This window comes from Enterobacter sp. 50588862, assembly GCF_001462935.1.
Lineage (GTDB): Bacteria > Pseudomonadota > Gammaproteobacteria > Enterobacterales > Enterobacteriaceae > Enterobacter > Enterobacter bugandensis.
In genome coordinates, this window is the sequence record NZ_LNHM01000021.1 from 355296 (window position 1) to 377130 (window position 21835).

Annotated in this window: 27 protein-coding genes; 8 read left to right on the forward strand and 19 right to left on the reverse strand. The window is 56.7% G+C overall.

The features are described from left to right. Positions 1 to 75: 75 nt before the first annotated feature. From APT89_RS09550 to mutY, 4 genes are all read right to left on the reverse strand, one after another. On the reverse strand, positions 76 to 1332 hold the full coding sequence (locus tag APT89_RS09550; protein WP_060572191.1) for a nucleoside permease: 1257 nt from the start codon (positions 1330 to 1332) through the stop codon (positions 76 to 78). Between the two features lie 268 nt (positions 1333 to 1600). Further along, on the reverse strand, positions 1601 to 2677 hold the full coding sequence (mltC, locus tag APT89_RS09555) for a membrane-bound lytic murein transglycosylase MltC (RefSeq protein WP_041908319.1): 1077 nt from the start codon (positions 2675 to 2677) through the stop codon (positions 1601 to 1603). A 56-nt stretch (positions 2678 to 2733) separates the two neighbouring features. Further along, positions 2734 to 3006: an oxidative damage protection protein gene (locus tag APT89_RS09560; protein WP_003862425.1), complete on the reverse strand. Its 273-nt coding sequence runs from the start codon at positions 3004 to 3006 to the stop codon at positions 2734 to 2736. A 26-nt stretch (positions 3007 to 3032) separates the two neighbouring features. Further along, entirely contained in the window at positions 3033 to 4085 is a 1053-nt protein-coding gene (gene mutY / locus APT89_RS09565; protein ID WP_188245988.1) for an A/G-specific adenine glycosylase, read from the reverse strand. A gap of 144 nt (positions 4086 to 4229) precedes the next feature. On the opposite strand from mutY, the gene trmB reads away from it, so the two are divergent. Genes trmB through APT89_RS09580 form a run of 3 tightly spaced genes read left to right on the forward strand, consistent with a single transcriptional unit; the run spans position 4230 to position 6049 of the window. Beyond that, entirely contained in the window at positions 4230 to 4949 is a 720-nt protein-coding gene (gene trmB, locus APT89_RS09570) for a tRNA (guanosine(46)-N7)-methyltransferase TrmB (RefSeq protein WP_028014376.1), read from the forward strand. Next, complete coding sequence (locus tag APT89_RS09575; protein WP_028014375.1) at positions 4949 to 5275, forward strand: YggL family protein; 327 nt, start codon at positions 4949 to 4951, stop codon at positions 5273 to 5275. The genes trmB and APT89_RS09575 overlap by 1 nt, the downstream gene beginning before the upstream one ends. 57 nt (positions 5276 to 5332) lie before the next feature. Then, a complete protein-coding gene (locus APT89_RS09580; RefSeq protein WP_041908321.1) occupies positions 5333 to 6049 on the forward strand; it encodes a DUF2884 domain-containing protein in 717 nt (238 codons plus the stop codon). 70 nt (positions 6050 to 6119) lie between these two features. Here the strand turns inward: APT89_RS09580 and APT89_RS09585 are convergent, their stop codons facing one another. From APT89_RS09585 to APT89_RS09610, 6 genes are all read right to left on the reverse strand, one after another. After that, positions 6120 to 6458: an endonuclease domain-containing protein gene (locus APT89_RS09585; protein WP_028014373.1), complete on the reverse strand. Its 339-nt coding sequence runs from the start codon at positions 6456 to 6458 to the stop codon at positions 6120 to 6122. A gap of 63 nt (positions 6459 to 6521) precedes the next feature. Continuing rightward, on the reverse strand, positions 6522 to 7664 hold the full coding sequence (gene hemW, locus APT89_RS09590; protein ID WP_047364547.1) for a radical SAM family heme chaperone HemW: 1143 nt from the start codon (positions 7662 to 7664) through the stop codon (positions 6522 to 6524). Continuing rightward, positions 7657 to 8250: an XTP/dITP diphosphatase gene (locus APT89_RS09595; protein WP_010435473.1), complete on the reverse strand. Its 594-nt coding sequence runs from the start codon at positions 8248 to 8250 to the stop codon at positions 7657 to 7659. The genes hemW and APT89_RS09595 overlap by 8 nt, the downstream gene beginning before the upstream one ends. Before the next feature lie 3 nt (positions 8251 to 8253). Next, positions 8254 to 8550 carry a DUF167 family protein YggU gene (gene yggU / locus APT89_RS09600; RefSeq protein ID WP_014885193.1) on the reverse strand — a complete coding sequence of 99 codons (297 nt, stop codon included), beginning with the start codon at positions 8548 to 8550 and terminating at the stop codon, positions 8254 to 8256. Then, complete coding sequence (locus APT89_RS09605) at positions 8547 to 9113, reverse strand: YggT family protein (protein ID WP_045260768.1); 567 nt, start codon at positions 9111 to 9113, stop codon at positions 8547 to 8549. Before APT89_RS09605 ends, yggU begins: the two co-directional genes overlap by 4 nt. Positions 9114 to 9134: 21 nt before the next feature. After that, on the reverse strand, positions 9135 to 9836 hold the full coding sequence (locus APT89_RS09610) for a YggS family pyridoxal phosphate-dependent enzyme (protein ID WP_047364543.1): 702 nt from the start codon (positions 9834 to 9836) through the stop codon (positions 9135 to 9137). Positions 9837 to 9853: 17 nt separating this feature from the next. Here APT89_RS09610 and APT89_RS09615 point away from each other — a divergent pair, with 17 nt between their 5' ends. Beyond that, positions 9854 to 10834 (forward strand): type IV pilus twitching motility protein PilT, encoded by a 981-nt coding sequence (locus APT89_RS09615; RefSeq protein ID WP_060572195.1) that lies wholly within the window; start codon positions 9854 to 9856, stop codon positions 10832 to 10834. A 9-nt stretch (positions 10835 to 10843) separates the two neighbouring features. Here APT89_RS09615 and ruvX read toward each other — a convergent pair whose 3' ends face one another. From ruvX to APT89_RS24580, 9 genes are all read right to left on the reverse strand, one after another. Then, positions 10844 to 11260: a Holliday junction resolvase RuvX gene (gene ruvX, locus APT89_RS09620; RefSeq protein WP_021242076.1), complete on the reverse strand. Its 417-nt coding sequence runs from the start codon at positions 11258 to 11260 to the stop codon at positions 10844 to 10846. Next, complete coding sequence (locus tag APT89_RS09625) at positions 11260 to 11820, reverse strand: YqgE/AlgH family protein (RefSeq protein ID WP_028014368.1); 561 nt, start codon at positions 11818 to 11820, stop codon at positions 11260 to 11262. The genes ruvX and APT89_RS09625 overlap by 1 nt, the downstream gene beginning before the upstream one ends. An 82-nt stretch (positions 11821 to 11902) precedes the next feature. Further along, on the reverse strand, positions 11903 to 12850 hold the full coding sequence (gene gshB, locus APT89_RS09630; RefSeq protein WP_033146605.1) for a glutathione synthase: 948 nt from the start codon (positions 12848 to 12850) through the stop codon (positions 11903 to 11905). Positions 12851 to 12869: 19 nt separating this feature from the next. Then, on the reverse strand, positions 12870 to 13601 hold the full coding sequence (gene rsmE / locus APT89_RS09635; protein ID WP_041908327.1) for a 16S rRNA (uracil(1498)-N(3))-methyltransferase: 732 nt from the start codon (positions 13599 to 13601) through the stop codon (positions 12870 to 12872). A gap of 51 nt (positions 13602 to 13652) precedes the next feature. Beyond that, positions 13653 to 14360 (reverse strand): deoxyribonuclease I, encoded by a 708-nt coding sequence (gene endA / locus APT89_RS09640; RefSeq protein ID WP_028014365.1) that lies wholly within the window; start codon positions 14358 to 14360, stop codon positions 13653 to 13655. A 94-nt stretch (positions 14361 to 14454) separates the two neighbouring features. Further along, entirely contained in the window at positions 14455 to 14952 is a 498-nt protein-coding gene (locus tag APT89_RS09645) for a SprT family zinc-dependent metalloprotease (RefSeq protein WP_028014364.1), read from the reverse strand. Between the two features lie 58 nt (positions 14953 to 15010). Continuing rightward, on the reverse strand, positions 15011 to 16408 hold the full coding sequence (galP, locus tag APT89_RS09650; protein WP_045629996.1) for a galactose/proton symporter: 1398 nt from the start codon (positions 16406 to 16408) through the stop codon (positions 15011 to 15013). A gap of 359 nt (positions 16409 to 16767) precedes the next feature. Continuing rightward, a complete protein-coding gene (gene metK / locus APT89_RS09655; RefSeq protein ID WP_041908329.1) occupies positions 16768 to 17922 on the reverse strand; it encodes a methionine adenosyltransferase in 1155 nt (384 codons plus the stop codon). 186 nt (positions 17923 to 18108) lie between these two features. Beyond that, entirely contained in the window at positions 18109 to 18396 is a 288-nt protein-coding gene (locus tag APT89_RS24580) for a hypothetical protein (RefSeq protein ID WP_041908330.1), read from the reverse strand. Here APT89_RS24580 and APT89_RS24790 point away from each other — a divergent pair. The 4 genes from APT89_RS24790 (at position 18348) to speB (ending at position 21833) form a co-directional block, all read left to right on the forward strand. Beyond that, positions 18348 to 18491, forward strand: a complete 144-nt coding sequence (locus APT89_RS24790) for a hypothetical protein (RefSeq protein WP_418721940.1) — start codon at positions 18348 to 18350, stop codon at positions 18489 to 18491. The two genes, APT89_RS24580 and APT89_RS24790, sit on opposite strands and share 49 nt — an antisense overlap. A 94-nt stretch (positions 18492 to 18585) precedes the next feature. Then, entirely contained in the window at positions 18586 to 18717 is a 132-nt protein-coding gene (gene yqgB / locus APT89_RS23320) for an acid stress response protein YqgB (protein WP_127312443.1), read from the forward strand. Positions 18718 to 18725: 8 nt separating this feature from the next. Then, positions 18726 to 20702 carry a biosynthetic arginine decarboxylase gene (gene speA, locus APT89_RS09665; RefSeq protein WP_045629995.1) on the forward strand — a complete coding sequence of 659 codons (1977 nt, stop codon included), beginning with the start codon at positions 18726 to 18728 and terminating at the stop codon, positions 20700 to 20702. Positions 20703 to 20912: 210 nt separating this feature from the next. Then, positions 20913 to 21833, forward strand: coding sequence for an agmatinase (gene speB, locus APT89_RS09670; protein ID WP_017382921.1), 921 nt, complete (start codon positions 20913 to 20915; stop codon positions 21831 to 21833). The last annotated feature ends 2 nt before the right edge of the window (positions 21834 to 21835 follow it).

Below are 21835 nucleotides of genomic sequence, written 5' to 3' on the forward strand. Positions count from 1 at the left end.
GTGGCGGCTACGCCTTACCCGGCCTACGGTCTGGTTTTGTAGGCCCGGTAAGCGACGCGCCACCGGGCACAACAATTAATGCGCAATCGGCTGTGTACTGTGCGCTGTGCGAACGTGCTTGTACTTGAACAGCGCGAGGAACGCGAAGAACAGCACCAGCGAATACGCCGCGAAGATCAGCCACACGGGCTGCCAGTCGGTGATACCGTTGGTGGTGTACATCTCAACCACTTTACCGCTCACCACACCGCCCAGAATACAGCCGAAGCCGTTAGTCATCATCAGGAACATGCCCTGCGCGCTGGCGCGGATTTCAGGCTTCACCTCTTTTTCCACAAACACCGAACCGGAAATGTTGAAGAAGTCGAAGGCGCAGCCGTAAACAATCATCGACAGCACCAGCAGCACGGTGCCGAACGCGCTCGGGTCGCCGTAGGCGAACAGGCCGAAGCGCAGCATCCACGCGGCGATACTGATCAGCATGACGTTTTTGATGCCGTAGCGGCTCAGGAAGAACGGGATGGTCAGGATGAACAGCGTCTCGGAGATCTGCGAGATGGACATCATCACCGACGCGTGCTCAACGATAAAGCTCCCGGCAAACAGCGGATCGTTATCGAAGCTGTGCAGGAAGGTGTTGCCGAACATGTTGGTGATTTGCAGCTCCGCGCCCAGCAGCATGGAGAAGATAAAGAAGATCGCCATGCGCTTGTTTTTGAACAGCGCGAAGGCGTCCAGGCCAAGCATGGTGCTCCAGCTCTGGTTTTTCTGCTGGTTAGATACCGGAATGGTTGGCAGCGTCAGGGTGAACAGCGCCAGCAGTACGGAGAGCGCAGCACCAATATACAGCTGCATGTGGCTCAGCTCGAAGCCCGCGAAGCTCACGCCCCACATCGCCATGATAAAGCCGATGGTGCCCCAGATACGGATTGGCGGGAAGTCGGTGACGATATCCAGGCCGGCAGATTTCAGGCGGTAGTAGGAGATGGAGTTGATCAGCCCAAGCGTTGGCATATACGCCAGCGAGTTAAGCAGGATCACCATAAACATCGCCCCCGGCGTGGTCACTTCGGCCGCCATAAACAGCGTCCCCGCACCCACCAGATGGCAAAGCATATACAGCCATTTCGCACTTAACCATTTATCCGCCACGATACCGAGCAGCGTTGGCATGAAAACAGCCGCAATACCCAGCGAGCTGTAGACGGCACCGATTGACGCACCATCAAACTTGAGCGTCACAAACATATAGGAGCCGAGTGTAGTCAGCCAGCTACCCCACAGGCAGAACTGCAGAAACGACAAGATTTTAAGCTGCAGCTTAAGGTTCATGTTACTTTCCTCACAAGTGAGCGGGAGATATGTTGTTATAGGAACATTCAGGGTTGTTATTTGATGCAATTCTATCAGTTGGCAACGATATGTTTTGTTACCTCCCGCAAAAAAATGCAATCCACATTAATTTGCAGTTTGGATTGTGATGCAAATAACATTTTCGTATGGGTGGAGGATAGGTGCGGCCTGATGCCCTCACCCTGACCCTCTCCCACAGGGAGAGGGGAAGCAGAACACCTTCTCCTTGCTGGAGAAGGTGTGTTGATTATCGACGACGATAGTTTTTCTGCGCCGTATTCACCTTATACAGGTACCGGCGGGATTCCGCAGACGGGTGGCGGGTGGTGAGGGTGGAGTAAACATCCCCCGGCGTCATGCTGTTGATGATGTTCGCAGCCTGCACTTTGTCATTCGAGAAGACGCGCAGCACGCTGCCCGCGCCGCCGTTATAGGCGGTGATCACCGCGTAGCGACGCGACGTCGGGTTATCAATTCCGCCGAGATAGACATTGTTCAGCATCGCCAGATAGGCCGTGCCGGTATCAATGTTGCTTTGCGGATCGAACAGATAGCTGCGGCTCGGCGTGCCGGATTTCCCCTGTGAGCGGAAGACGTCTTTACCGGCGCTGTGCTGGACAACCTGCATCAGCCCCAGCGCGTCGGAACGGCTCACCGCGTACGGGTTGAACGAGGATTCGGTCTGCATAATCGCCAAGATCAGCGACTCGTCCACGCCATACTTACGCGACGCCTGACGCACCATGCCCAGATACTTATGCGCACGCTTGTCGAGGTGGTTCGGGACAAGGTTAATGGTGACGCTGTAGATAATCTTCAGGCCGTTAGAGCGGCTCTTCAGGCGCGTCTGCAGCAGGTAGTCGGCAAATTTCGTGGCGCGACCTTCCCAGCGGATCGGCTGTCCGGTCTGGTCGACAACCTGACCGTACAGGAACGGCTCTTTCGAAATGGTGATGTCGTCCGCATCGGAGTAGAGATCGATAGATCCCGGATCGTCACCCATCAGCAGGGTTTTGACGATCGCCTGACGCAGCCGTGCCGCAGGGTCGGTGCCTGCGATGGTCTCAATGGTGATCGTACCCTCATCAAAGTTGATGTGGCTACGGGTCAGATAGGCGTCGGTGTACTTAACGTAGTCCTTCGGTCCGGCAATAAGAACTTCGTTAAATCCCCATATGTTCTCGATGTTATGGGCAAACTGCCCCATCAAAATGTCAAAACCGTTGGTGTCCTTGACCCAGGCTTCATTGTAATCATCGCCTTTTTTGGACGAGCACGAGACCAGCAACGGCGCAACAAGGGCTAGCGCTAAAAGTTTTTTCATCATTCCGGGAGTGCGTGTTGTGTTTGCTTTAACGGCGGGGTTTCACCCGCACGCTGTTATTTTTCCGGCGGCGTATAGCCTTCGATGTGGACGTCTTTGCCCTCGAACAGGAAGTTCACCATCTCCTGCTCCAGCAGCTTGCGGTGCTCCGGGTTCATCATGCTGAGCTTTTTCTCGTTGATCAGCATGGTCTGTTTTTTCTGCCACTGTCCCCAGGCTTCTTTGGAGATCTCGTTATAGATGCGCTTGCCCAGGTCGCCCGGGTAGAGCTGGAAATCCTGGCCTTCAGCGTCGCGCTGCAGGAAAGTACAAAAAATGGTTCTGGCCATACGTATTCCTCTTTGTGTTGCCGATGCTAAACCATTGCACCGGCACGTAATTGCTGTAACAGGCGCTCCACGGGAGCCGCCAGCCCGACTGATGGCGGTTGCGCTAAGTTATACCAGAGAGCGGTGCCTTCATCCATGCAGGAGGTGAATGAGGACACGGGAAGCCACATCGGTACTATATCCAGATGGAAATGGCTGAAGGTGTGGCGAAACGCGGTCAGCTGCGTCAGGGTATCTGCCGCAATGCCGCGCTGTTCAAGCCATTCACGCAGCAAGTCTTCATCTTCAAACTGTGGGAAGCAGTATAGACCACCCCACAGACCGCTCGGCGGACGCTGGGCGAGGAAGACCTCGTCACCGTGCTGCATCAGCAGCATATAGCCGGTGCGCTCCGGCAGCGTCTGTTTAGGTTTCTTACCCGGATACTGCGCCCATGACTGGTTGGCATACGCCACGCAGAGGTTGTTCACCGGGCAGAGTTCGCACTTTGGTTTTGAGCGCGTGCAGACCATCGCGCCAAGATCCATCATCGCCTGGTTAAAACGCTCTACGCCCTTCGCCGGGGTGACCGCTTCAGCGATCTCCCACAGGCGTTTTTCAACGTCTTTCTTACCCGGCCAGCCGTCAACGGCGTAGCAGCGTGCGAGCACGCGCTTCACGTTGCCGTCGAGGATCGGGAAATGCTTGCCTAATGAAAGGGAGAGGATCGCGCCTGCGGTTGAACGTCCGACGCCGGGTAAATCGGCCACCTCGTCGAAGGTTTCCGGGAATTTACCGTTGTGGCGGGTGGCGACCTGCTGCGCGGCCTTGTGCAGGTTGCGCGCGCGGGCGTAATAGCCCAGCCCGGTCCACAGGTGCAGCACTTCGTCCAGCGGCGCGTTTGCCAGGTCGGTGACCGTCGGGAAGCGTGCCATAAAACGCTCGAAGTAAGGGATCACGGTGGCGACCTGCGTTTGTTGCAACATCACCTCGGAGAGCCATACTTTGTAGGGCGTTTTTTCAATTTGCCAGGGCAGGGTTTTACGCCCGTATTTGTCGTACCAGTCCAGCACCTGGGCTGAAAATTGAGAGGCTTGCATGGTCATCGATTCGCATAATCAGGGACGCAGATTGCAGCACAGCGTCCATCTGCTGTAAACCGGATCTTTCCCATGCTTGCATAGAAGCCTTAACTTTGGATAATGCCCGTTTCCCGAACATTCTCACAAGCAGACAACTCTTTTATGAAAAACGACGTCATTTCACCGGAATTTGATGAAAACGGTCGCCCGCTGCGCCGTATTCGCAGCTTTGTCCGCCGTCAGGGCCGCCTGACCAAAGGGCAGCAACACGCGCTGGACAACTACTGGCCGGTGATGGGCGTTGAGTTCAGCGAGCAGCCGCTCGACTTTACCGAGCTGTTTGGCCGCGACGCGCCCGTCACGCTGGAGATCGGGTTTGGTATGGGCACCTCGCTGGTCACTATGGCGAAAGCGCGCCCGGAGCAGAACTTCCTCGGCATTGAAGTACACTCGCCGGGCGTCGGCGCGTGCCTGGCAACGGCCCACGAAGAGGGCGTTGAGAACCTGCGCGTGATGTGTCACGACGCGGTGGAAGTGCTGCACAAAATGATTCCTGACAATTCTTTGAACATGGTTCAGCTCTTTTTCCCTGACCCATGGCACAAAGCGCGTCATAATAAACGCCGTATCGTTCAGGCACCGTTTGCCGAGCTGGTGAAAAGCAAGCTCAAGCTGGGCGGCGTTTTCCACATGGCGACCGACTGGGAACCTTATGCGGAACACATGCTGGAAGTGATGTCGTCTCTGGACGGGTACAAAAATCAGTCCGAGAGCAACGACTACGTACCGCGTCCGGAATCGCGTCCGGTGACAAAATTTGAACAGCGTGGCCATCGTCTTGGTCACGGCGTATGGGACTTAATGTTCGAGAGGGTGAAATAATGGCAAAGAATCGTAGCCGTCGTCTGCGTAAAAAGATGCACATCGAAGAATTCCAGGAAGTGGGCTTCTCCGTTGCCTGGCGTTTCCCGGAAGGCACCAGCGTTGAGCAGATCGACCAGGACGTTGATGCGTTCATCAACGAGGTAATCGAGCCAAACAAGCTGGCCTTCGACGGTAGCGGCTACCTGGCATGGGAAGGTCTGATCTGCACCCAGGAAGTGGGCAAATGCACCGAAGAACATCAGGCCCTGGTTCGCAAATGGCTCGAAGAGCACAAGCTGGAAGATGTCCGCGTGAGCGAACTTTTCGACGTTTGGTGGGACTAATAAAGCAGTAAGCGGGCCAGCATTAGCTGGCCCATTTTGTCTGAGGGAGTGTTTAAGATGCGCAAAACGTTGCTGGCTGTTGCTTTGATGGCAACCGGATTCACCGCCCATGCGGATTATCAATGTAGCGTCACCCCGCGTGATGACGTGGTGTTAAGCCCGCAAACCGTGCAGGTCAAAGGCGAGAACGGCAATCTGGTGATTACGCCGGAAGGAAACGTCACCTTTAACGGCAAACAGTACAACCTGACTGCCGCACAGCGTGAGCAGGCGAAAGATTATCAGGCCGATTTGCGTACCGCGCTGCCATGGATTAATGAAGGTGCCCTGACGCGCGTCGAAAAGAGCCGCGTCGCGCTGGACAAAATCATCACTAAAGAGGTGGGGGAGAGCAGTAATATGCGCTCCCGCCTTACGAAGCTCGACAAGCAGCTCAAAGAGCAGATGAACCGCATTATCGAGACGCGCTCTGATGGCCTGACGTTCCACTATAAGGCGATCGATCAGGTCCGCGCTGACGGCCAGCAGCTGGTGAACCAGGCGATGGGCGGCATCCTGCAGGACAGCATCAACGAGATGGGGGCGAAAGCCGTGCTGAAAGGCGGCGGTAACCCGCTGCAGGGCGTGCTGGGCAGCCTGGGCGGCTTGCAGACTTCCATTCAGAACGAGTGGAAGAACCAGGAAGATGATTTCCAGCAGTTCGGCAAAGACGTGTGTAAACGCGTGGTGTCGCTGGAAGATAGCCGGAAGGCGCTGGTGGGGACGCTGAAGTAAGTTCTCTGCGCGCTGGGTCCCTCTCCCCAGGGGAGAGGGTGTAATTGTTCCCTCTCCCTGTGGGAGAGGGTTAGGGTGAGGGCATCAGGCAGCGCAGTCGTTGCCTGATAGCCATTAACACCTCCTCCTCGTTTGTCCTGAATTCGTTATTCCAGAACCGTAGTATTTCCCAGCCGTTCGCATTCAAAAATTCAGTACGACGTGAATCATAGGTTTCGTTATTCTGATGCTGCCCACCGTCCAGCTCGATAATCAGCTTTGCCTTAAAACAGGCAAAATCCACGATATATGCACCAATCGGCATCTGGCGGCGAAACTTATAGCCAAAGAAGCGGCGTCCCCTGAGTAAATACCAGAGGCGTAACTCTTCGGGCGTCATTTGTTTACGGAGTTGTTTTGATTTTTCCATCCCCATACACTGCCAGCCTTTCCCTTAGCCGGCAGAACGGGATGCGAAATTTTGAATCAGCCTTCAGGAATCTTCGGCGAGGAACAGCTCAAGAAGGGAGTTTAAGAACAGCTTGCCGTGCTCGGTGATCTGCCAGCATTCCTCACTCTCGGTGAGATACCCCTTTGCCAGCGCTTCGTCAATCTGCGGACGAATCACCGATTCCGCCAGGCCAGTGTACAGCGAAAACTCCGCGCGCGGCGCGGCTTCCAGCAGGCGGAAACGGTTCATAAAGAACTCAAACGGCTTATCCGCCGCCTCAACGTCGTGCTGACGCTCAAGGTAGCGTCCTTCCATAAATCCGCGCGGGTGGCGGGTTTTGGCGGTGCGAAGGATGCGACCATCCGGGAAGGTCACCTTGCCGTGGGCGCCGCAGCCAATCCCCAGATAATCACCAAAACGCCAGTAGTTCAGGTTGTGCTGACACTGGAAGCCCGGCTTCGCGTAGGCGGACGTTTCATACTGCTGATACCCGGCAGCGGTCAAAAGCTTGTGGCCCTGCTCGAAGATATCCCACAGCGCGTCGTCATCCGGCAGCACCGGCGGGCGCGAGCCAAACAGCGTGTTCGGCTCAATGGTGAGCTGATACCACGACAGGTGCGGTGGATTCAGCGCAATGGCCTGGCGCAGATCGTCCAGCGCCTCTTCCAGCGACTGATCCGGCAGGCCATGCATCAAATCGAGGTTAAAGCTGCGCAGCCCAAGCCCCGTTGCCAGGTTCGCCGCGCGCTTCGCCTCTTCCGGGCCGTGAATGCGCCCCAGACGCTTCAGCTTCGGCTCGCTAAAGCTCTGCACGCCGATGGAGATGCGGTTCACGCCCGCGCGCTGATACTCGACAAAACGGTCGGCCTCAACGGTGCCGGGGTTGGCTTCCATCGTAATTTCTGCATCCGCCGCCAGGTTCAGGCGCGCACGCACGCCGTCCAGCAGCGTCTGCATTGCCGGGCCTGACAGCAGGCTCGGCGTACCGCCACCAATGAAAATGGTCTTAACTTCACGTCCCTGTGCGTACGGCACATCGGCGTCCAGGTCGGCCAGCAGATGCGCGACGTAGTCATCGTGCGGCACTTCGCCCTTCAGCGCGTGCGAATTGAAATCACAGTACGGGCATTTCTGCACGCACCACGGGATATGAATATAAAGACTCAGAGGCGGCAAATTAGCCATTACGCAGTGCTTCCAGTAACAGTTTCAGCGCGCGTCCACGGTGGGAAATCGCACTTTTCTCTTCGCGGGTCAGTTCCGCAGCGGTTTTGCCCTCGGTCGGGACAAAGAAAATCGGGTCGTAGCCAAAGCCGCCGTTGCCAGCCGCTTCACGGGTAATCACGCCCGGCCAGCTGCCGTGACAGACAATCGGCGTCGGGTCTTCCGCATGACGCATGTAGACCAGCACGCAGTGGAACTGCGCGGTACGCTGTTCGTCGGGAACGTCCTTCAGGGCCACGAGCAGCTTTTCCAGATTCTGCTGGTCGGTGGCGTCCACCCCGGAATAGCGGGCGGAGTAAATCCCCGGCGCACCGCCGAGAAAATCCACGGCCAGACCGGAGTCGTCGGCAATCGCGGGCAGGCCGGTTACCTGCGCCGCATGGCGCGCTTTCAGAATGGCGTTTTCGATAAACGTCAGGCCCGTCTCTTCGGCGGACTCCACGCCCAGCTCGGTCTGAGCCACCACATCCAGCCCAAAATCATTTAATAGCGAGGCCAGCTCGCGCACTTTACCGGCGTTACCGGTCGCGAGAACAACTTTCTGCATGGTTTAGTCCTGTTCTGTCAGAGCCGCGACTTCCGTCGGGATAGATTGCGGATTAAGGATTTTTACCTGTTTATGCCGCCCAAGTTCACCTTTTTCAATGATGACCTGGCTTTTGGCGACGCGAAACTGTTTTGCCAGATATTTGGTCAGATGCGCGTTCGCCTGACCATCGACCGGTGGGGCGGTGATGGCGACCTTTAGCTCGTCGCCATGCAGCCCAACAATACTGTCACGGCTGGCTTTCGGCTGAATATACAGCCGTAAAACCAGCCCGTCGGCGCAGGTGCTTACTGCACTCATAGCGCCATCCACAGCCCCGGCAGCAGCATATCGCCCGTAGACTGGAGCAGTTCGGCGATCCCCATGTTGATCACATAGAGCAGCAGCACCAGGATCATCGGGGAGAAGTCGATGCCGCCCATGGACGGAAGCAGGTTACGGATCGGACGCAGCAGCGGCTCGGCCAGCTGAATCAAGGCGTACTCTACCGGGCTACGTCCCTGGCTTACCCAGCTCATGATCGCCATCACCAGCAGTACCCAGAAGATCAACAAACCGACGGTTTTGATCAGAATCAGGACGGCGGCAATCCAGATAATCGGCTGGAAGGTGATGACCATAAACAGCACGATGGCTTTGAGCACGCTCAGAATAAACGCCACCAGCAGCGAAGCGCTGTCGATGGGGCCCATGGCCGGGATAATACGGCGCAGCGGTCCGACAACAGGTTGCGTGATTTTCACGACAAACTGGGAGAACGGATTGTAAAAGTCACAGCGGGCCCACTGCATCCAGACGCGCAGCAAAAGCGCCATCGTGTACAGCTCAATGACCGTTGAGAGCAGGAAAGTCAACGTCTTCATGGCGTTCCTCAGGTTTCCTTATTATTTGGTGTAGTCGCGCGCACCGAAAATGGCTGTGCCGATGCGCACCATAGTGCTGCCTGCCGCGATGGCGGCTTCCATATCATCCGACATGCCCAGTGAAAGCGTGTCTACCGTTTCATAGCGCGCTTTAAGCGCCTCAAATGCTACAGCCATTTGCTGTGCCACGGCAAACTGCCTTTCATAACTTGACTCAGGTGCCGGAATGGCCATCAGTCCGCGCAGGGTTAAGCGCGGCAGGGCGGCCACCTCTGCGGCCAGCGCATCCAGCTCGTTCAGCGCAATGCCGGACTTGCTGTTTTCATCACTGATGTTGATTTGAATCAGCACGTTAAGCGCAGGCATCTCCGCCGGGCGCTGGTCGCTCAGACGGGAAGCAATACGCAGACGGTCGATGGTATGGCACCAGTCAAAGTGCTCTGCCACCAGACGGCTTTTGTTCGACTGCAGGGGACCAATAAAGTGCCATTGCAGATCGGACGTCTCCTGCTCCTGGAAGTAGCGAATTTTATCCACACCTTCCTGCACGTAGTTTTCGCCAAACGCCCGGTGACCTGCAGCAATCGCTTCTGCGATGGCGCTCGCAGGCTTGGTTTTGCTGACTGCAAGTAGCGTAATTTCTTCTGAAGCACGGCCGCAACGCGTTGCAGCGGCTGAGATTTTGTCCCGGACCTGTGCCAGGTTATGCGCAATGTCGTTCATTTTCCGAGGAGTAGTCTATGGATGTGGAAGAAATTGTGGCCCTTAGTGTAAAGCATAACGTCTCCGATCTACACCTGTGCAGTGATTCACCACCGCGCTGGCGCAGATTGGGCCGCCTTGAGCCGGCCCCGTTTCCGCCGCCGGACGTCGGGGCGTTGCTAAAGGCGTGGCTCAACGACGAACAGCAGGGCGCATGGTGGGCAAACGGGCAGGTCGATTTTGCCGTGACGGTCGCAGGAGACCAGCGTCTGCGCGGCAGTGCGTTTAAGCAGATGAAGGGCATCTCCGTTACCCTGCGGCTGTTGCCGCGTTCCTGTCCGCAGCTCCCTTCGCTTGGGGTGCCGCGCGCTATTCCCGAACTGTTGTCCAGCGACAACGGGTTGATTCTGGTAACGGGAGCGACCGGCAGCGGTAAATCCACCACGCTGGCCGCAATGGTCGACTTCCTCAACCGCCATACTGACGGCCATATCCTCACGCTTGAAGATCCGGTGGAGTTTATGTACCAGAGTGAACGTTGCCTGATTCAGCAGCGGGAGATAGGCCAGCACAGCCCGTCATTTGCAGAGGCGCTGCGCAGTGCGTTACGCGAGGACCCGGACGTTATTTTGCTGGGGGAGCTGCGCGACAGCGAAACGATCCGCCTGGCGCTGACGGCGGCGGAGACCGGGCATCTGGTGCTGGCGACGCTGCACACGCGCGGGGCAGCACAGGCGATTGAACGGCTGGTCGATACGTTCCCGGCGCAGGAGAAAGATCCGGTGCGTAACCAGCTGGCCGGCAGCATGCGGGCAGTGCTGGCGCAAAAGCTGCTTCCCGATCTTCAGGGCGGGCGCGTCGCGCTGTACGAGCTGCTGGTAAACACCGCGGCGGCGGCGAATCTGATTCGTGAGGGGAAGACGTGGCAGCTGCCCGGCATCATTCAAACCGGCCAGCAGGCGGGAATGCAGAACTTTGACCAGAGCCTGGCGGAGAGACGGGCACAGGGGCGGCTGTAGACCCCTGCGTTAAAAGCCCTGTTCGAAGTAGCTTTCGAGGATGATAACGGCTGAAGCGGAGTCTACGCTGCCTTTGTTGAGCGCCCGGAAGCCACCGTGTTCAAACAGGCCTGCACGCGCTTCGACGGTGCTGAGACGCTCGTCGTGAAGCTTCACGGAGACGCCAAAGCGGCCATGGATTTTATTGGCGAATTTACGCGCGCGGGCGGTAAGCGGTTGCTCGGTGCCGTCCATGTTCAGCGGCAGGCCGACAATCACGTCGTCCGGCTGCCACTCTTTGAGCAGGCGCTCAATAAGGTTCCAGTCCGGCGTGCCGTCGTTAGCTTTCAGCGCCGTGAGCGGGCGGGCGGTGCCGGTGATCCGTTGACCCACGGCGACGCCGATGCTTTTGGTGCCGAAGTCGAAGGCGAGAAGGGTGCCGCTCATTACGCGTGCCCCGCTACGCCAGGCATGGTCAGAATATCAATGCCAATCAGTTTTGCCGCGTCACGCCAGCGATCGGCAATAGGGGTTTTAAACAGAATATTCATGTCCGCAGGTGCGGTAAGCCAGGCGTTATCGAGGATCTCTTGCTCAAGCTGGCCTTTCTCCCACGACGAATAGCCCAGCGCCACCAGCACTTCGGAAGGCTGCTCAGCGGTGCCCAGCGTTTCAAGCACGTCGCGCGAGGTAGTGATCACGGTGTTATCGGAGATGCGAATGCTGGAAGAGAATACCGGCGGGGTATGCAGGATAAAGCCGCGATCTTCGGCAAGAGGTCCACCCAGCATCACCGGTTTATCAAGCCGGATTTCCGGCAGGCGCGCTTCAGCCGAGATTTTCAGCTTGTCCAGAATCCCTTCAACCTGCAGGTTTTCCAGCGGTTTGTTGATGATAATACCCATCGCGCCGTCTTCATTGTATTCACAAATATAAACCACGGCGCGGCGAAAAATCGGATCCTGGAGAGCAGGCATGGCAATAAGAAAGTGATGCTGTAAATTCATTGTCAGAGGTACTGTTTCCTGGTTTAAAAAGCGACAGCGCCCAGTATGCGGAGAAACCCGGGCGCTGTCACTCATTGGTGGGTTATTTCTGCAGGCGTTTTTCGATAGCGTCCATCAGCATTCCGGTGATCGAGATCGGGAACTCCGCTTCGATTTCGCGAATGCAGGTTGGGCTGGTGACGTTAACTTCAGTCAGGCGATCGCCGATGATATCCAGGCCAACGAAGATCAGGCCTTTGGCTTTCAGCGTTGGGCCAACGCGGCGGGCAATTTCCCAGTCGCTTTCGGTTAGCGGACGCGGCTCGCCGCGGCCACCTGCCGCCAGGTTACCGCGGGTTTCGCCACCCTGTGGGATACGCGCAAGGCAGTAAGGCACCGGCTCACCGTCCACGACCAGCACGCGCTTATCGCCATCTTTGATCGCTGGAATATAGTTTTGCGCCATGCAGTAACGCGTGCCCAGCTCGGTCAGCGTTTCGGCAATCACGCCAATGTTCGGGTCGCCTTCCTTCACGCGGAAAATAGACGCGCCGCCCATGCCGTCCAGCGGCTTCATGATGATGTCGCCGTGCTTCTGCCAGAATTCTTTCAGCTGCGCTTTGCTGCGGGTGACCAGCGTTTCCGGCGTCAGGTCAGAGAACCAGGCGGTGTAAAGCTTCTCGTTGCAGTCGCGCAGGCTCTGCGGCTTGTTGACGATCAGCGTCCCTTTCTCTTCGGCACGCTCAAGGATGTAGGTGCTATAGATGTATTCGGTGTCAAACGGCGGATCTTTACGCATCAGGATGACGTTGAGGTCGGCCAGGGCAATGTCCTGCTCGGTGCCGAATTCGTACCATTTGTCGTAGTTCTGCTCGACGTTAACGATGCGGGTGCGTGCGCGGGCTTCACCGTTGATCAGATAAAGATCGTTCATCTCCATATAGTGGAGCTCATAGCCACGACGCTGCGCTTCCAGCAGCATGGCGAAGCTGGAGTCTTTCTTGATGTTAATGTTTGCGATGGGATCCATCACGATGCCGAGCTTTATCATGTTCTTCTCCGTTAATACTTCAACCCAGATCGCCAAACCGTACCTGTAGCGCGGTTATGGCCGTGAGTGCCGTTGTCTCAGTGCGCAGAACGCGAGGTCCCAACAGAATATCAGTAAACTGGTAGCGCGCCGTCATCGCAATTTCGTCCGCCGACAGGCCGCCTTCGGGGCCAATCAGCAGGCGTACGCGCTCAACGGGCAGCGGCAGCGTATTGATGCTGGCGCTGGCGCGCGGATGAAGATTGAGCTTCAGCCCGCTATCCTCTTCTGCACACCAGTCCTCCAGATCCATCGCCGGGCGGATCTCCGGAATACGGTTGCGGCCGCTCTGTTCGCAGGCCGCAATGGCGATTTTCTGCCACTGCTGGATCTTTTTGTTCAGACGTTCCGCATCCAGTTTAACGCCACAGCGCTCGGAAAAAAGTGGCGTAATGAGGCTTACACCCAGCTCAATGGATTTTTGAATGGTGAACTCCATCTTTTCTCCGCGCGACATCACCTGCCCAAGGTGGATGTGCAGCGGCGATTCACGGTCGTCCACTTCGCCGCGCAAGACATTTACATGCACGCTTTTTTTATCCGCCCGCGTGATTTCCGCGTCGAAAACCTGATTAGAGCCGTCGAACAGCTGTATTGCCTGGCCAGCCCCCATGCGCAGCACGCGGCCAACGTGGTTAGCGGCGTCGTCAGACAGGGCGATTTCGCGGCCTGCGGTAATCAGTTCAGGGTGGTAAATGCGGGGAATGCGCATAGTCAAAAATTCCATATGTCATGCGGTATAAGCGAATTGCCGTAGTGTAGGTTAGCTCTTTTGCGCCTGGCAAGCCCGCTGGACGTACGGGTTATGATTCCCCTGGACTCTGGCGATACGTTCGTCGCGCTGGCATTCCCATTCCGTCACCGGATACTGCTTATCCCAGGCATTGAACAACTGCGTCTGCTGGCGTGAAAGGTTGAGGTCATAACGGTCACGCATGTAGAAGTAGGTGCGGGCGATGCTGCCGCGCGCGCGGGCAGGGGGCTCGGCGACTTTCTCTTTGAAATCTACCTTCATACCGCACTGGCCGTACTGGCCTTCGCCACCGTTCCACTGGCTGTACATGAAATTGCCGCGGTCGCCGTTCACTTCACCTACCGCAGGCTGCAGGTTATGCATGTCGCTTTCCATCTGGCGATAAACCGGATCTTTGGCGCAATTTTTACGTCCGCCGTCCTGCCAGCACTGGCGCTGGTGACCAAACTGCCAGGCCGGAACGACATGCTCCCACTCGATGCGGCTGGCGCGGTTTTCGTTTTTACGCACCTTATAGCCGCAGGATTCGAGGTCAACGACCCCTTTTTTGCCCTGCCAGTTAATTTTGCAGCCGCAGTAGAAATCGCCCGGCACATCGGCGTTCACCTTCACGCCTGCTGCCTTGGCCTGGGAAAAACTGTTGATACCGTCGGCCAGGGCCTGACCGGAAAGCGCCGTCGCCAGAAAAGCGACCGCGAGAGAAACATTACGGGACATCTTACACTCCGTGTCAAAACGAGCCCGCAACGTAACGAATGTTGTTCCTGTATGCAATCAGTCAGATCAGGAAAGTTCCTGAAAGTTCAGGTGATTACTCTGCAATCAGCGGTTCGCCGCATTTGACGCAGCGGTAGGTCGCCTCACCGCGCACCACGCGGTTATGGCGGCGGACGGTAAGCTGGTGCTGCTGACACTGGCAGCGATAGGGGAAGGTATTGCGGCGTACCGATTCCAGCTCGAACTGATGGGTACGGCGCGCCGGAACGCCGAGCACCGCCTCCATCATCCACTTCCACTCTTTGCCGTGCGGCGCGACGCGGCCAAAATGCTTCCATACCAGAAGGTGCGCCAGCTCGTGCGGCACCACTTCTTCAATAAACGCCTGCTGGTTTTCCATCATCAGCACCGGGTTCAGGCGGATCTCGTACGATTCCAGCCAGGCGGTGCCGGCTGCGGTGCCGCGCTGCTGATAGACCAGCTTCGGTTCAGGGTAATTGCGGCCGAGTTTCAGATTCGCCTGGGCAAGTTTTTCCCGCAGGCTGCGCATAACGGCTTGCTGAATGGCGATGGGGAGACGGGGAGCTTTCATAGGGGCAGAGCATAAAGCGGGAAGCGGGGAGGCGCAAGAGGCGCCTCCCGCAAGAGGATTAGTCGTGGGCGCCGATTTCGCGCAGCGGACGACCTTTCATCAGGTTACGTTCAATGTGTTCCAGAGAAACATGTTTGGTTTCTGGAACCAGCCAGATGGTCAGCACAATAAAGAAGATATTCAGACCGGCGTAGACCCAGAAGGTGTTGGCATTGCCCAGGGTGTTGAGCATGGTCAGGAACGTTGCGCCGACGATCATGTTGGCAATCCAGTTGGTTGCGGTAGAGCAGGTGATACCAAAATCACGCCCTTTCAGCGGCTGGATTTCAGAGCACAGTACCCAAATCAGCGGACCGGCGCTCATCGCAAACCCGACGATAAACATCAGCAGCATGCCCACCGCGAAGTACTGGGCGGTTGGGGAGTGGATGCCCACATGCATCATCGTACCGAGAACGCCCATACCCGTCGCCATCACCAGGAAGCCCAGGGTCAGGGTTGGCTTACGTCCCCAGCGGTCCACCAGGCCGATGGCGATAAAGGTCGCCAGCACGTTGGTCAGGCCCACGATGACGGTGCCCCACATCTGCTCGGTGGTGTTGGTGTAGCCAGCCAGTTCAAAGATTTTTGGCGCGTAGTACATGATGACGTTCATCCCGGTGAACTGCTGCATCACCTGCAGCAGCACGCCGAGGAACACCGCCCGACGGAAGTTGCTGTTCTCTTTAAACAGCGCCCAGCCGGACTGTTTTACCTTCAGGCTTTCGCGGATCTCTTCCAGCTCGTTTTTCGCTTCCGCGCTGGTATCACGCAGGCGGAGCAGCACGCGTTCGGCATCAACGAAGCGACGTTTGGCGGCAAACCAGCGCGGGCTGTCCGGCAGGAAGAAGACGCCAATCAGCAGGAGAATGGCCGGGATGATGATCACGCCGAGCATCCAGCGCCATGCGCCGCTGTAGCTGAACGCGGTATCGGACAGGTAAGCGCCGAGAATACCGATGGTGATCATCAGCTGGTACATGGAAATCATGCTGCCGCGGATTTTCTCCGGCGCAATTTCGGAGAGGTAGAGCGGGGCGGTGTAAGACGCCACGCCCACCGCAAGGCCCAGCAGCACGCGGGAAAGAATAAGCACTTCAACGTTAGGGGCGGCAGCGGAGAAGAGCGAACCGGCGACGAAGAGGATCGCACCGATCATCAGGCTCTTTTTGCGTCCGAGCTTGAAGGAGAGCCAGCCGCTGCCGACGGCCCCAACGGCGGCGCCGAACATCATGGAGCTAACCACCCATTCCTGGGTATGCGCGTTAATCTGGAATTCGTCTGCGATGAAGGGAAGAGCGCCGGCAATGACGCCGATATCCAGGCCAAAGAGTAATCCTGCCAGGGCGGCGAGGAAGCAGACGAAGAAAGTCATCGCCTTGTTGGACGTACGCCCCTGTTTTTTATTGTCAGGCATTATGCCCTCCAGTTGGGTTATCAGTTTTATTGATGATAAGGGTAGGTGAGCGACCCGTAAAAATATGTGAGATTAATCACAATGGTGTAATCGGTTACACTAACGTGCAACCGTAAAAATTATTAAAGCTTTGAAAATATAGAGGTAAACGAGGAGATGCGCATCGCGTTTGTTTGAATTTCAGACTTAACTGAAAGGAAATGTAACAGCAGAAGAAAGGCGATCATGCAAAGAGAATCTTCTGAAAGAGGGATATATCCGGTGCGGTGTAATCGCTTTCAGTTGTGCGGCTTTAGCCGCCCCCCGACATAAAAAAAGCCAGCACAAAGGCTGGCCTGTTTAATACTCTCGGCTGTCGATTACTTCAGACCGGCAGCCTCACGCAGCAGAGCGGCTTTGTCGGTTTTTTCCCATGGGAAATGTTCACGACCAAAGTGACCGTATGCAGCGGTTTCCTGGTAGATTGGGTGCAGCAGATCCAGCATCTGAATCAGGCCGTATGGACGCAGGTCGAAGAACTCGCGCACCAGCAGGGTCAGCTGTTCTGAAGGCACTTTCTCCGTACCGAAGGTTTCCACCATGATGGAGGTTGGCTCAGCCACGCCGATTGCGTAGGAAACCTGAATCTCACAGCGGTCGGCCAGGCCGGCAGCAACGATGTTTTTCGCCACATAACGTGCAGCGTACGCGGCAGAACGGTCAACTTTAGACGGATCTTTACCGGAGAACGCGCCGCCACCGTGACGCGCCATGCCGCCGTAGGTATCAACGATGATTTTACGACCGGTCAGGCCGCAGTCGCCCATTGGGCCGCCGATAACAAAGCGTCCGGTTGGGTTGATGAAGAATTTGGTTGCTGAGCTCAGCCATTCGGTTGGCAGAACCGGCTTGATGATCTCTTCCATCACTGCTTCCTGCAGGGATTTCTGATCGATCTCTTCGGCATGCTGGGTAGACAGCACAACCGCGTCAATACCGACGATTTTGCCGTCGTCGTACTGGAAGGTGACCTGGCTTTTCGCATCCGGGCGCAGCCACGGCAGGGTGCCGTTTTTACGCACTTCAGCCTGACGCTGCACCAGACGGTGTGCGTAGGTCACAGGTGCTGGCATCAGCACATCGGTTTCGTTGGTTGCATAACCGAACATCAGGCCCTGGTCGCCCGCGCCCTGTTCCAGCGGATCGGCACGGTCAACGCCCTGGTTGATGTCCGGAGACTGTTTGCCAATCGCGCTCAGTACCGCGCAGGAGTTGGCATCAAAGCCCATATCAGAATGCACATAGCCGATCTCACGCACCGTGTTACGGGTGATCTCTTCGATATCAACCCATGCGCTGGTGGTGATCTCACCGCCAACCAGAACCATGCCGGTTTTGACATAGGTTTCACACGCTACGCGCGCTTTAGGATCCTGCGCCAGGATCGCATCCAGCACCGCATCGGAGATTTGGTCAGCAATTTTATCAGGATGTCCTTCTGATACGGACTCGGACGTAAACAGGTGTTTTGCCATGTTTTATTTCACCTAAGAGGAATTTGGTTAGCTCAAGCTGCTGTGTGGAATAGCCAAAGGAGATAATTCTACCAAGGCCTGCAGGTTTTTGACACTGGCAGTATGAGTGTTAATCAGTATAGATGGATTAACATCTGGATGGCTATTTTAGGTCACTTCTTCGCCCGATTTCCAGTTTTTTTTGATTCATCTCTCACTGCGTTGAAATGGCTGCTGGAAATTTTTCCTGACGCTGCTGGCAACACGCGTATTTTTGTTTTGCTTTTTAGCCCCCTTCTCGGTATAAAACGCGGCGCGCGGCTCATATAAAATCAGCGCTCGATGAATACATCGTGTCGCCACTTCCAGCCGGGTTGAGCAGTGAACTTTTAGCTTTGGCTTGGGGTCCGTTTCATCAGAGGCGGCCGTGGAGGTGATACGAGATAATGAACCATCGTTTTCCGCTAATTCAGCGCTGCCGTTCTGGCGCGCCATTGATTCCCGCAACCCGCATTTCTAGTCTGCAAACCTGCCGATGTTATACCCATCTCGGCGCTTCTCAGGATTCAAGGGCCGGTTACGCTCTGTGAAAACTGAACAAGGGCGCTCTTGTTAATACAAGAGTTTTCTCGTGGTTTCGCCGAACCTTGTCATACAGAGTTCGGATACGTGTTTTACAATGATATGAATAAGAAACCGGTCGCACGGTCTGGATTTCAGCATACTCTGCTGGGAAACGGAGCCGTTTATGGGTTGTTATCGCCGTATAACGCTGCGATAGTAGTCAACTGTTTTACACTTAATACAAAGAGTTGAGGTTCGCTATGTCTGACGACATGTCTTCTTTTTCGCCTTCGTCAGCGGGCGAACAGGGTGTACTACGTTCTATGCAGGAGGTTGCGATGAGCTCCCAGGAAGCCAGCAAGATGCTGCGCACTTACAATATTGCCTGGTGGGGCAATAACTACTACGACGTCAACGAACTGGGCCACATCAGCGTCTGCCCGGATCCGGACGTCCCTGAAGCGCGCGTGGATCTCGCTAAGCTGGTGAAAGCCCGTGAAGCGCAGGGCCAGCGTTTGCCTGCACTGTTCTGCTTCCCGCAGATCCTGCAACATCGCCTGCGTTCCATTAACGCCGCGTTCAAGCGCGCGCGTGAATCCTACGGCTATAACGGCGACTACTTCCTGGTTTACCCGATCAAGGTGAACCAGCACCGCCGCGTAATCGAATCCCTGATCCACTCCGGCGAACCGCTGGGACTGGAAGCAGGCTCCAAAGCGGAGCTGATGGCGGTTCTGGCGCACGCGGGCATGACCCGGTCGGTGATCGTCTGTAACGGCTATAAAGACCGCGAGTACATTCGTCTGGCGCTGATTGGCGAGAAGATGGGCCACAAGGTCTATCTGGTTATCGAGAAGATGACCGAAATTGCCATCGTGCTGGAAGAGGCCGAGCGTCTGAACGTCATTCCGCGCCTTGGCGTACGTGCGCGTCTGGCGTCGCAGGGGTCCGGTAAATGGCAGTCCTCCGGCGGTGAAAAATCCAAGTTCGGCCTCGCGGCGAACCAGGTGCTGCAGCTGGTGGAGATCCTGCGCGAGCGCGGTCGTCTGGACAGCATTCAGCTGCTGCACTTCCACCTCGGCTCGCAGATGGCCAATATCCGCGACATCGCCACCGGCGTGCGTGAGTCCGCGCGTTTCTACGTTGAGCTGCACAAGCTTGGCGTGAATATTCAGTGCTTCGACGTGGGCGGCGGCCTGGGCGTGGACTACGAAGGGACCCGCTCCCAGTCCGACTGCTCGGTGAACTACGGCCTGAACGAATACGCCAACAACATCATCTGGGCGATTGGCGATGCCTGCGAAGAGCACGGCCTGCCGCACCCGACAGTGATCACCGAATCTGGCCGCGCGGTTACCGCGCACCATACGGTGCTGGTGTCTAACATCATCGGCGTCGAGCGTAGCGAAATCACCGAAGCGACGCCTCCGGCAGACGATGCCCCACGTTCCCTGCAAAGCATGTGGGAAACCTGGCAGGAAATGCACGAGCCGGGCACGCGTCGCTCCCTGCGCGAATGGCTGCACGACAGCCAGATGGACTTGCACGATATTCACGTCGGCTACTCGTCAGGCACCTTCAGCCTGCAGGAGCGCGCGTGGGCGGAGCAGCTCTATCTGAACATGTGCCATGAAGTGCAGAAACAGCTCGACCCGAGCAACCGCGCGCATCGTCCGATTATCGACGAGTTGCAGGAGCGTATGGCGGACAAAATGTACGTCAACTTCTCCCTGTTCCAGTCGATGCCGGATGCCTGGGGTATCGACCAGTTGTTCCCGGTTCTGCCGCTGGAAGGGCTGAACCACGCCCCGGAACGTCGCGCGGTGCTGCTGGACATCACCTGTGACTCTGACGGCGCGATTGACCATTACGTTGACGGTGACGGTATCGCAACGACGATGCCAATGCCGGAGTACGATCCGGAGAACCCGCCCATGCTGGGCTTCTTTATGGTGGGTGCGTATCAGGAGATCCTCGGCAACATGCACAACCTGTTCGGTGATACCGAAGCGGTTGACGTGTTTGTCTTCCCTGACGGCAGCGTCGAGGTTGAGCTGTCCGACGAAGGGGACACCGTGGCGGATATGCTGGAATATGTGCAGCTGGATCCGAAAAAACTGCTCACCCAGTTCCGCGACCAGGTGAAAAACACCGGTCTGGACGACGCGCTGCAGCAGCAGTTCCTGGAAGAGTTTGAAGCGGGTCTGTACGGGTACACCTACCTGGAAGACGAGTAGTAAAACCTCCCTCTCCCGGTGGGAGAGGGTTGGGGTGAGGGCATCAGACCGCACAATGCCCTATACTCACTTGAACCCGTATGAATTACCGGCGATAATTCGCCCCAATATGCGATTTACGAATCAATCCCTTCCTCGTCGGGTTTAACGACGCGGAGGGGATTTTTTTTCATCTGTTTTTAATGTATCGACGTTAAAAGAGGTCAGGACATGAGCACTTTAGGTCATCAGTACGATAACTCTCTGGTATCTAACGCGTTTGGTTTTTTACGCCTTCCAATGAACTTCCAGCCGTACGACAGCGATGCGGACTGGGTGATCACCGGCGTGCCGTTCGACATGGCAACCTCCGGTCGCGCGGGTGGACGTCACGGCCCGGCGGCAATCCGTCAGGTTTCCACCAACCTGGCCTGGGAGCACAACCGCTTCCCGTGGAACTTCGACATGCGCGAGCGCCTGAACGTGGTGGACTGCGGTGACCTGGTGTACGCCTTCGGCGACGCGCGCGAAATGAGCGAAAAATTGCAGGCGCACGCAGAGAAACTGCTGGCGGCCGGCAAACGCATGCTCTCCTTCGGCGGTGACCACTTTGTCACTCTGCCGCTGCTGCGCGCCCACGCGAAGCACTTCGGTAAAATGGCGCTGGTGCACTTCGATGCGCATACCGACACCTACGCGAACGGCTGCGAGTTCGACCACGGCACCATGTTCTACACCGCGCCGAAAGAAGGCCTGATCGATCCAAACCACTCCGTGCAGATCGGCATCCGTACCGAGTTCGACAAAGATAACGGCTTCACCGTGCTGGACGCGGGCCAGGTCAACGATCGCGGCGTGGACGATATTCTGGCGCAGGTTAAGCAGATCGTCGGCGATATGCCTGTGTACCTGACTTTCGATATCGACTGTCTGGATCCTGCATTTGCACCGGGTACCGGTACGCCGGTCATCGGCGGCCTGACCTCTGACCGCGCCATCAAGCTGGTGCGTGGCCTGAAGGATCTGAACATCGTTGGTATGGACGTGGTAGAAGTGGCGCCAGCCTATGACCAGTCCGAGATCACCGCGCTTGCCGCGGCGACCCTGGCGCTGGAAATGCTCTACATCCAGGCCGCGAAAAAAGGCGAATAAGC